Here is a 9,245-nt window from a genome sequence, read left to right on the forward strand (position 1 = left end):
TGAAGCAGGCGCTGCCGGTTTTCACGGAAATCCGTGCCTCGCTCGGATTGCCCGTCCTCACCGACGTGCATGAGGCTGCGCAATGCCGCGAGGTCGCGCAAGTTGTCGACGTGCTGCAGATACCTGCGTTCCTGTGCCGGCAGACCGACCTTTTGCTGGCGGCGGCGGCGACCGGCAAGGTTATCAACGTCAAGAAAGGGCAATTCCTCGCGCCCTGGGACATGGCGAACGTGGTCGCCAAGGTCACCGGCGGCGGCAACCGCAACGTGCTGGTGACCGAGCGCGGGGCGTCATTCGGCTACAACACGCTGGTGTCGGACATGCGTGCGCTGCCGATCCTTGCGCGCACCACCGGCGCGCCTGTCATTTTCGATGCCACCCATTCGGTGCAGCAGCCGGGCGGGAAGGGAGCGTCGTCCGGCGGCGAACGCGAATTCGTGCCGGTGCTGGCGCGCGCAGCCGTCGCGGTCGGCGTCGCCGGCGTGTTCATCGAGACCCATCCCGATCCCGATCATGCGCCGTCGGACGGTCCCAACATGGTGCCGCTGCGCGAGTTCGAGGCGCTGGTGCGGCGGCTGATGGCGTTCGATGCGCTGGCGAAGGCGGCCGATCCGGTCACGGCGAAATGACATCGACCACCCCGGCCGTGGCCGGACAGCACAAACTGCCGCCGCTCCTGAATATTGTCGCGCTCGCCACCTTTGCGGCGAGCCTGTCGACGCGCGCGCTGGACCCGGTGCTGCCGCATGTCGCCGACGACATGGCGGTGACGGTGGCGACCGCCGCCGGCCTGTCGGCGGTCACCGCCTTTTCGTTTGCCATCGTGCAGCCGCTGATCGGCGCGGCGGCCGACGTGTTCGGCAAGGGGCGGCTGATGCTGGTGTGCCTGGTGCTGCTCGGCATCTCGAACGCAGCCGGCGCGCTATGCACGTCCTACGGCGCGCTGTTCGTGACGCGCATCTTCGCCGGGATTGCATCGGGCGGTGTTTTTCCGGTCGCGCTCGGCATGGCGAGCGACCTCGTTCCGGTGTCGCAGCGGCAGGTGGCGATCGGGAGGACGATCGCGGGCACGGTGAGCGGCAATCTGCTCGGCGCTTCGTTTTCCGGCGTGATCGGTGATCTCGTCGGCTGGCGTGGCGTGCTCGTCGTGCTCGGCGTGCTGGTTCTGGCCGCCTCGATCGCCGTCGGAGTTGGATTCCGTCGCGGCAACGCGATCGTGGCCTCGCGGCAGATGAAGTTCACGGATCTGCGCCATGGCTACCGGCAGATCTTCACCAATCCCAACGCCAGGATCTGCTACTCCGCGGTTTTCATCGAAGGCTGCTGCGTGTTTGGACTGTTTCCTTACGTCGCGGCGTTTCTGTTCGAGCTCGGCGAAACGCGGCTTTCGGTTGCCGGCATCGTCATCGCCGGATTTGCCGTCGGCGGCCTGTTCTACACGATGACGGTCTCGCGCTTGCTGTCGGTGTTCGGCATACGCGGCATGATGATATCCGGCGCAATGCTGGCGGCGGCGCAGATCGTTGCCGTGGGTCTCGGTCCGGACTGGCGTATCCAGACACTCAGTTTCATCCTGATGGGCTGGGGCTTCTACATGCTGCACGGCTGCCTGCAGGTGTTCGCCAGCGAATTGTCCGAGCGGGCGCGGGCGACCGCGTTGTCGCTGCATTCGTTCTTTTTCTACATGGGACAGACGGCCGGTCCGATCGCCTATGGCGCAAGCCTCGCCTGGGCGGGGAAGTTTCCGACCCTTGCCGCAAACGCCGTCGTCGTCGCGATTCTCGGATTGATCTGTGCGCGCTTGCTGGCCGGAAAAGCTGGAGCGCGCGCCGGATAGAGCTGCGCGGCTCAGCCCCTGCCGCGATATGGCGCCACGTCCTGATCGGGAATCCAGAGGCCCTTTGGCGCCTTGCCGGTCTGCCAGAACACGTCGATCGGAATGCCGCCGCGCGGATACCAGTAGCCGCCGATGCGCAGCCATTTCGGCCTGACCGCGGTGGCGATGCGCTTGCCGATCGCAACGGTGCAATCCTCGTGAAAAGCGCCATGGTTGCGGAAACTCGCCAGATAAAGTTTGAGCGATTTCGACTCCAGCAGCCACGATCCCGGCACATAGTCGATCACGAGGTGAGCGAAGTCCGGCTGGCCGGTGACCGGGCACAGCGCGGTGAATTCCGGCGCGGTGAAGCGTGCGACATAGTTGGTGTCCTTCTGCGGATTGGGCACACGGTCCAGCTTCGCGGCCTCCGGCGAATCCGGCCACGTCACCGCGCGGCCAAGCTGCAGAGAGGATTTTGGCGAGGAGGGAGGCTTTCGTGGCATGATTATCTCCGTCGGAGCGCGATCAGTAAAACGGAAGCCGGCTTTGCGTCCGATCGCGCTCTATTTGAGCGGCGCATGATCTTCTCGCCAAACCGCTCACACTTTGGCGGATCATGCGCTTTTGATAGCCAATCGTAACGAATACGTCACGATTCACGGCCTTTCCCGCGCCCGAGCATTGCTGTAGAAGCACCGCAAAATCCAGTGATTCAAGTGATTCAAGAGGTTCTTAATGACCGCCATCGTCGACATCATCGGCCGTGAAATTCTCGACAGCCGCGGCAATCCGACCGTCGAGGTCGACGTGGCGCTCGAAGACGGTGCGATGGGCCGCGCCGCGGTGCCGTCGGGTGCTTCCACCGGGGCGCATGAGGCGGTCGAACTGCGCGACGGCGACGACACCCGCTATTTCGGCAAGGGCGTGCGAAAGGCGGTCGACGCGGTGAACGGCGAGATTTTCGATGCGATCGGGGGCATGGACGCCGAACAGCAGACCCAGATCGACGATATCCTGATCGAACTCGACGGGACCGCGAACAAGGGCCGGCTCGGCGCCAACGCCATTCTCGGCGTGTCGCTGGCGCTCGCCAGGGCTGCGGCGGACTCCCTCGACATGCCGCTGTACCGCTACGTCGGCGGCGTCTCGGCGCGGACGCTTCCGGTGCCGATGATGAATATCGTCAACGGCGGCGTGCATGCCGACAATCCGATCGACTTTCAGGAATTCATGATCATGCCGGTCGGCGCCGCGACCTTCTCGGACGCGTTGCGCTGCGGCTCGGAAATCTTTCACACCCTGAGAGCCGAATTGAAGAAGGCCGGCCACAATACCAACGTGGGCGACGAGGGCGGGTTCGCACCGAACCTGCCATCGGCCAGCGCGGCGCTCGATTTCATCATGGGCGCCATCGCCAAGGCCGGCTACAAGCCGGGCGACGACGTCGTGCTGGCGCTCGATCCGGCCGCGAGCGAGTTCTTCAAGGACGGCAAGTATGTCTATTCAGGCGAGGGCAAGACCCGCTCGGTCGAGGAACAGGCCAAATACCTTGCCAAGCTGGCGGCGGACTACCCGATCGTTTCGATCGAGGACGGGATGGCCGAGGACGATTTCGAGGGCTGGAAGCTCCTCACCGACCTGATCGGCAACACCTGCCAGCTTGTCGGCGACGACCTGTTCGTCACCAACGTGGCACGGCTCGCGGACGGCATCAGGAACGGCCGCGCCAATTCCATCCTCATCAAGGTCAACCAGATCGGCACGTTGACCGAGACCCTGGCCGCCGTCGAAATGGCCTACAAGGCCGGCTACACCGCCGTGATGTCGCACCGCTCGGGCGAGACTGAGGACTCCACCATCGCCGATCTCGCGGTCGCCACCAATTGCGGGCAGATCAAGACCGGATCGCTGTCGCGCTCGGACCGCGCCGCCAAGTACAATCAGTTGCTGCGCATCGAGCAACAGCTTGGCGCTCAGGCGAAGTATGGCGGACGCGCGGCACTGAAGGCGCTGGCGTAACGCCGGTATCGCACGGACAAAGAGACCAGCCAGCGCGTGGGGGGCATACCGGCCTGTTCCCGAAAGGGACGGGACCGGCTTCCCTTACTGCGCCGCAGGCGCTGCCGAGACCTCATGGTGTCTGGCGGGCTGCCTGATGCGATGGGTGCCCCTGCCTACGGCCTGCAGCACCGCCGCGATCGCCTGGCGATGGAGGGCATCCGCCTTGTCGATGACGAAATGGTTGTAAGCGCCGCTTTCGTTCAGGTTGGACAGTCTGCCGCGGAACTGTTTGCCGGCCTCGACCGGACGGCCCCAGGCCGTGGGCACGTAGAAATTGATGATTCGGTGCACATTCGGCGGAACCCGGTCCGGCGCGGTCGGATCGAAGTTCACGATCAGCGCCACCGGAATCCTGCTGTCGTTCAGCTTGCGCGCCAGGGAAATCGTCGTGTCCGCGCCGTAGGAATGGCCCATCAGGATAATGGGCTCGCGATTGCCCGCACGATATTGGGCCGCGATGCTGTCCGCGAGCGACGACCAGGACGTATAGGACACGGCCTCGGCCCTGACGCCGACTTTCTCGAGCTTGGCGGCCAGTTCGTCCATGCCGAGCGAAAAGACGTTGAACAGGCCGCGCATCAGGTAGACATGACCGGGCCGGTGCGGCGCGGCGGTTTGTGCGTCGGCCGAACTTGTCACCATCCCGCCGATCACCAACAGGACGAGACTTACCATTGCGGCACGCAGGCCGCGGCGCGCAGGCTGGAAAATGGTCAGCATCAAAGGTTCCAGTTCAAATGACGTGGGACCGCACTATATTTCGCCTCCACGTTCTCCCGTCAATCGCGCCGCCATAAATCCTGTGGGTTGTGATTGAAACGTCACAACCGATCTTGTTTCCGGACGCGTATTCGCGGCCGGATTTGTAGTATCCTGACCATGGCTGGAGCGCGCTGATACACGTATCCGCTCGCAAAACACTCTATTTGATGACAGCGGGGGAAGTGACGAGATCGCATGATCGCAAGACGGCATGTCTTTCACATTGGCGGATACGATCCGATTTCGCCCGAGCAGCAGCTTGACCGGTTCCGCCGGTCGCTGGCGCTGTTTCAGCGAACCTGGGGCGTGAAAGCCGCCATTGTGAGCGGAATCGATGCGACGCCGGTCAGCGCGTCATGGGAGATGGAGGCCTCGGGTCCCAACTGGAACACCCGCACGTCTTACGAAATGTTGCGGTGGGACGACCTGATTCAGGAGGATCATGCCCGGGGCATGTGGTCGCGTCTGCGGGAAGCCTTCGTCACGCTGGTCGACTTCATCGTGACCGGCACGCTGTTTCGCTTCATGTATTCGAGCTGGAAATACGCCGGCTTCTTTCTGTTTCCGTATCTGTATCTGGCAGGCTTTGCCGCGTGCGGGGCTGGCATCGGATACGGTCTGGTGCGGCTCGCCGGTGTCACCGGGCTTGCGGCTATCCTGCTCATGGCGGCTGCGACAGTCGCCGTGACGGCAGGTCTGCTGTATCTCTTGGGTTGGCGATGGCCGATCAACCACGTCTTCGATGACTGGATTTTTTCGCGCGAGTTCGTCTACGGCCAGCGGCCGCGCATGGATGTGCGGATCGACCGGTTCGCGGAGCGAATCCTCGACAGGGTTCGCAACGCCGATGTCGACGAGATCGTCGTTGTCGGTCATTGCCTCGGCGCCGCTCTGGTGATGGATGCGGTTGCGCGCGCGCTCAAGCGCGATCCGGATCTTGCGAGGTGCGGCCCTGCGCTGTGCATCCTGACCGTCGGCGCCACCATTCCGAAGTTCTCGCTGCATTCGCGGGGCGGGCGCATTCGTCAGGCCACGCAAGCTGTCGCCGACGAGCGTCGAATCCGGTGGACCGAATATCACGCGCGCGACGACGCCATCAGTTTCTACCGCTTCGATCCGGTGACGTTGAAGCGTTTCAGCCGCGAGCGCTCCGACGGACGTCCGAACATCCGGCGCGTCCAGTTGCACGACATGATGGACAAGGCCAGCTTCCGCCGTCACCGCTTCAACTTCATGCTGTTGCACTACAAGTTTTTGATGGGAAACAGCGTGCGCGCCAATTACGACCATTGCCTCATCGTTTGCGGTCCCTTGCCGTTCGACGAGATCACCGCGCCGCGCGGCGGCGTCGAGCGTTTCGGAGAGGACGGCGCTCTTCTTACGAAAGCCCGGTCCGTGACGACGGCCGCGGCCATTCCGGCGGATGCCGCCGCCGACGCGGTTTAGGCGCAGCGTTGATCATGTCATCGGTCGCGCTCGGACAGACGATCTGGCTCGTCGGCATCGTCGCCTGGTTCATCATCCGCTATCCCTACGCCCGGCGCGCGCGGCGCACCGCGACCTTGCGGCGCGACGGCGCCTGGCGCGAGCGGGCGCTTCTGGCTGTTGCGTTTTTCGGTCTGTTTGCGATCCCGGCCCTGAATCTTGCAACGGGATGGCCGCGCGCGTTCGCCCATGATCCGGGTTACGGGCTCGTCGTGCCCGGCGCCGCATTGTTCGTGTTTTCGCTCTGGCTGTTCCGTCGCTCGCACAAGGATCTCGGCCGGCAGTGGTCGGCGGCGCTCGAGGTGCGCGAGGGACATCGGGTCGTCCGCAACGGCGTGTACCGGTCAATCCGCCATCCGATGTATGCCTCGTTCTGGCTGTGGGCGGCCGCGCAAGCCTGCCTGCTGCCGAACCTCGTCGCCGCCCTGAGCGGACTCGTCGCCGTGGCGCTGTTGTTCTTCGCGCGCGTGAATTTCGAGGAACGGATGATGATCGACGCCTTTGGCGACGACTATCGGCGCTACATGCAGGAAACAAAACGGATTATTCCCGGGGTGTATTGATCGGCGCGAGCCGGCCTCGTCAATATGACGCGCGGATCCAAATCGTCCGACTTGCAATGCGGGTTCCGATAAATAGATGCATTTGCATTGTTCAGCACCCGCCGGATTTGAAGCGACACAACCACAGGATCGATCATGGCATCTCAATTCAGCGTCGCCGTTATCGTCGGCAGCCTTCGCCGGGAGTCATTTTCCCTGAAAATCGCCAAGGCCTTGACGAAGCTTGCGCCATCCTCGCTAAAGCTCGACGTCATCACGCTCAACGAATTGTCGTTCTACAACCAGGATCTTGAGGCCACGCCGCCGGCCGACTGGGTGGGTTTTCGCGAGCGCGTGAAGAAGGCGGATGCCGTCCTGTTCGTGACTCCCGAATACAACCGGTCCGTTCCCGGCGTTCTGAAAAACGCCATCGATGTCGGATCGCGCCCCTACGGACAGAGCGTCTTCGACGGCAAGCCCGGCGGCGTCGTCAGCAATTCGCCGGGCGCCATCGGCGGGTTCGGCGCCAATCATCATCTGCGCCAATCGCTGGTATTTCTCAACGTGCCGGTGCTGCAGCAGCCGGAGGCCTATGTCGGCGGAATCGGCGATGCGTTCGACGAGAAAGGTGAACTGGTCAAGGCGTCCTTGCGCGAGTTTCTCGAAGCCTACATCAAGGCCTTCGCCGCCTGGGTCGCGCAGCAGAAGAAATAGGAGCCTGCGCGAGAACCGGCCGTTAGCGAAGCCTTAACCGGGTCGCCGCATCGTCCGGTCATGGTCTCGCGCTCACGACTCAAATCGCTGCTTACCGGGCTTGCCCTCTACACGATGGCAGCGATGATCGTCGGCTATTTCGGCGTCAACGCCTATACCGGCAAGTACGGGTTGAATGCCCGGCAGGAGCTTGACCAGGAGATCGTCGCGCTGACTTCGGAGCTGGCGCGGCTGAAGGCCGAGCGCGCGAAGGGCGAGAAGCGCGTCGCGCTTCTGCGCTCCAGCGGAATCGACCCCGACATGCTCGATGAGCGCGCCCGCTTCCAGCTCGACTATGCCAATCCGCGCGATCTCGTTCACGTCATCCACCCGAAATAATCGGACCGCCCGGTCCCTTTGCGCGTGATTGCGTTCAACCGCGAAAACCTATCGTCTAATTTCAAAAACGTTCCCTTTTCGGTCACGGAATTTCGCAGGCGTTGCGATGCGGAAAGCCGCGCGCGTCAATTTGATCGCGCGCTTTCAAGGTTGTGTGAGTTGAGCTAGAGAAGGTGATCCTTCTCGCATCCGGATTTGACATGGCCGCATCCAAGAAAAACGTCGCGCAGACAGCAGACAACGGTTCGGACAGCCAGTCGCCCCCCGCGTTCACGCGCGAGCAGGACCTTCAGGCCTTGCGCGACATGCTGCTGATCCGCCGTTTCGAGGAAAAGGCCGGCCAGCTTTACGGAATGGGCGCGATCGGCGGTTTCTGCCATCTCTACATCGGTCAGGAAGCGATCGTGGTCGGGATGCAGATGACGCTCGGAAAAGGCGATCAGGTCATCACCGGGTACCGCGACCATGGTCACATGCTGGCCTGCGGCATGGATGCCAAAGGCGTGATGGCCGAACTGACCGGGCGCCGCGGCGGCTATTCCAAGGGCAAGGGCGGCTCCATGCACATGTTCAGCAAGGAGAAGCACTTCTACGGCGGCCACGGGATCGTCGGCGCGCAGGTGTCGCTCGGAACCGGCCTTGCCTTCGCCAACAGCTATCGCGGCAACGATCGCGTCAGTCTTGTTTACTTCGGAGACGGCGCCGCCAACCAGGGCCAGGTCTACGAGAGCTTCAACATGGCTGAACTGTGGAAGCTTCCGGTGGTCTACATCATCGAGAACAATCGCTACGCCATGGGCACCTCGGTGACCCGCTCGTCGGCGCAGACGGATTTTTCCAAGCGCGGCGTGTCCTTCAACATTCCCGGAGAGCAGGTCGACGGCATGGACGTCCGCGCCGTGAAGGCGGCCGGCGACAGGGCGGTGAAGTGGTGCCGCGACGGCAACGGCCCCTATATCCTGGAGATGCAGACCTACCGCTATCGCGGCCACTCGATGTCCGATCCGGCGAAGTACCGCACGCGCGAGGAAGTCGACAAGGTGCGGCACGATCAGGACCCGATCGAACAGGTTCGCAACCGGTTGCTGGCCGCGAAGGTCTCGGAGGACGAACTGAAGAAGATCGACGCCAAGGTGCGCGAGATCGTCAATACGGCCGCGGATTTCGCGCAGAACGATCCGGAGCCTGACGCGTCCGAACTCTACACCGACATTTACCGCTGAGCGCGCAAGCCTTTTTTTCGGAGCGATCATGCCAATCCAAGTTCTGATGCCCGCGCTTTCACCGACGATGGAGAAGGGCAACCTCGCCAAGTGGCTGAAGAAAGAGGGCGAGGCGGTGAGGGCCGGCGACGTCATTGCCGAGATCGAGACCGACAAGGCCACCCTGGAGGTCGAGGCGACCGACGAGGGCACGCTCGGCAAGATTCTGATTCCGGAAGGCACCAACGATGTCGCGGTGAATACGCCGATCGCGACCATTCT

General features: G+C 63.1%; 11 protein-coding genes. 9 read left to right on the plus strand and 2 right to left on the minus strand.

Annotated elements, in window-relative coordinates; genetic code table 11:
* On the plus strand, positions 1 to 629 hold a 629-nt coding region (gene kdsA / locus BGN91_RS07325), incomplete at its 5' end, for a 3-deoxy-8-phosphooctulonate synthase (RefSeq protein ID WP_292611859.1).
* Positions 626 to 1,837: an MFS transporter gene (locus BGN91_RS07330; protein WP_292611861.1), complete on the plus strand. Its 1,212-nt coding sequence runs from the start codon at positions 626 to 628 to the stop codon at positions 1,835 to 1,837. The genes kdsA and BGN91_RS07330, both read left to right, overlap by 4 nt.
* Positions 1,838 to 1,848: 11 nt before the next feature.
* Here the strand turns inward: BGN91_RS07330 and queF are convergent, their stop codons facing one another.
* Positions 1,849 to 2,322, minus strand: a complete 474-nt coding sequence (gene queF / locus BGN91_RS07335; protein ID WP_292611863.1) for a preQ(1) synthase — start codon at positions 2,320 to 2,322, stop codon at positions 1,849 to 1,851.
* A gap of 232 nt (positions 2,323 to 2,554) precedes the next feature.
* On the opposite strand from queF, the gene eno reads away from it, so the two are divergent.
* Entirely contained in the window at positions 2,555 to 3,838 is a 1,284-nt protein-coding gene (gene eno, locus BGN91_RS07340) for a phosphopyruvate hydratase (RefSeq protein ID WP_292611865.1), read from the plus strand.
* Between the two features lie 84 nt (positions 3,839 to 3,922).
* Here eno and BGN91_RS07345 read toward each other — a convergent pair whose 3' ends face one another.
* A complete protein-coding gene (locus BGN91_RS07345; RefSeq protein WP_292611866.1) occupies positions 3,923 to 4,600 on the minus strand; it encodes a thioesterase domain-containing protein in 678 nt (225 codons plus the stop codon).
* Between the two features lie 237 nt (positions 4,601 to 4,837).
* Between BGN91_RS07345 and BGN91_RS07350 the strand changes: the two genes are divergently transcribed.
* From BGN91_RS07350 to BGN91_RS07375, 6 genes are all read left to right on the plus strand, one after another.
* The gene (locus BGN91_RS07350; protein WP_292611868.1) at positions 4,838 to 6,088 is read left to right on the plus strand and encodes a hypothetical protein; all 1,251 of its coding nucleotides are present in this window, start codon (positions 4,838 to 4,840) and stop codon (positions 6,086 to 6,088) included.
* A gap of 14 nt (positions 6,089 to 6,102) precedes the next feature.
* Positions 6,103 to 6,690, plus strand: a complete 588-nt coding sequence (locus BGN91_RS07355; RefSeq protein WP_292611870.1) for a protein-S-isoprenylcysteine O-methyltransferase — start codon at positions 6,103 to 6,105, stop codon at positions 6,688 to 6,690.
* Positions 6,691 to 6,825: 135 nt separating this feature from the next.
* Positions 6,826 to 7,383 carry an NAD(P)H-dependent oxidoreductase gene (locus tag BGN91_RS07360; protein WP_292611871.1) on the plus strand — a complete coding sequence of 186 codons (558 nt, stop codon included), beginning with the start codon at positions 6,826 to 6,828 and terminating at the stop codon, positions 7,381 to 7,383.
* A gap of 60 nt (positions 7,384 to 7,443) precedes the next feature.
* Positions 7,444 to 7,761, plus strand: a complete 318-nt coding sequence (locus tag BGN91_RS07365) for a septum formation initiator family protein (protein ID WP_292611873.1) — start codon at positions 7,444 to 7,446, stop codon at positions 7,759 to 7,761.
* Positions 7,762 to 7,961: 200 nt separating this feature from the next.
* Positions 7,962 to 8,984 (plus strand): pyruvate dehydrogenase (acetyl-transferring) E1 component subunit alpha, encoded by a 1,023-nt coding sequence (gene pdhA, locus BGN91_RS07370; RefSeq protein WP_292611875.1) that lies wholly within the window; start codon positions 7,962 to 7,964, stop codon positions 8,982 to 8,984.
* A 28-nt stretch (positions 8,985 to 9,012) separates the two neighbouring features.
* The coding region (locus BGN91_RS07375) for a biotin/lipoyl-containing protein (protein ID WP_292611877.1) at positions 9,013 to 9,245 on the plus strand (233 nt) is incomplete at its 3' end.

It is taken from the genome of Nitrobacter sp. 62-13 (assembly GCF_001896955.1).
GTDB lineage: Bacteria > Pseudomonadota > Alphaproteobacteria > Rhizobiales > Xanthobacteraceae > Nitrobacter.

What these genes read in the sequence shown, in the direction of transcription:
- BGN91_RS07330 (WP_292611861.1), top strand. Translation starts at nt 626, where the DNA reads ATGACATCGACCACCCCGGCCGTGGCCGGACAGCACAAACTGCCGCCG.
- queF (WP_292611863.1), bottom strand. Translation starts at nt 2,322, where the DNA reads ATGCCACGAAAGCCTCCCTCCTCGCCAAAATCCTCTCTGCAGCTTGGC.
- eno (WP_292611865.1), top strand. Translation starts at nt 2,555, where the DNA reads ATGACCGCCATCGTCGACATCATCGGCCGTGAAATTCTCGACAGCCGC.
- BGN91_RS07345 (WP_292611866.1), bottom strand. Translation starts at nt 4,600, where the DNA reads ATGCTGACCATTTTCCAGCCTGCGCGCCGCGGCCTGCGTGCCGCAATG.
- BGN91_RS07350 (WP_292611868.1), top strand. Translation starts at nt 4,838, where the DNA reads ATGATCGCAAGACGGCATGTCTTTCACATTGGCGGATACGATCCGATT.
- BGN91_RS07355 (WP_292611870.1), top strand. Translation starts at nt 6,103, where the DNA reads ATGTCATCGGTCGCGCTCGGACAGACGATCTGGCTCGTCGGCATCGTC.
- BGN91_RS07360 (WP_292611871.1), top strand. Translation starts at nt 6,826, where the DNA reads ATGGCATCTCAATTCAGCGTCGCCGTTATCGTCGGCAGCCTTCGCCGG.
- BGN91_RS07365 (WP_292611873.1), top strand. Translation starts at nt 7,444, where the DNA reads ATGGTCTCGCGCTCACGACTCAAATCGCTGCTTACCGGGCTTGCCCTC.
- pdhA (WP_292611875.1), top strand. Translation starts at nt 7,962, where the DNA reads ATGGCCGCATCCAAGAAAAACGTCGCGCAGACAGCAGACAACGGTTCG.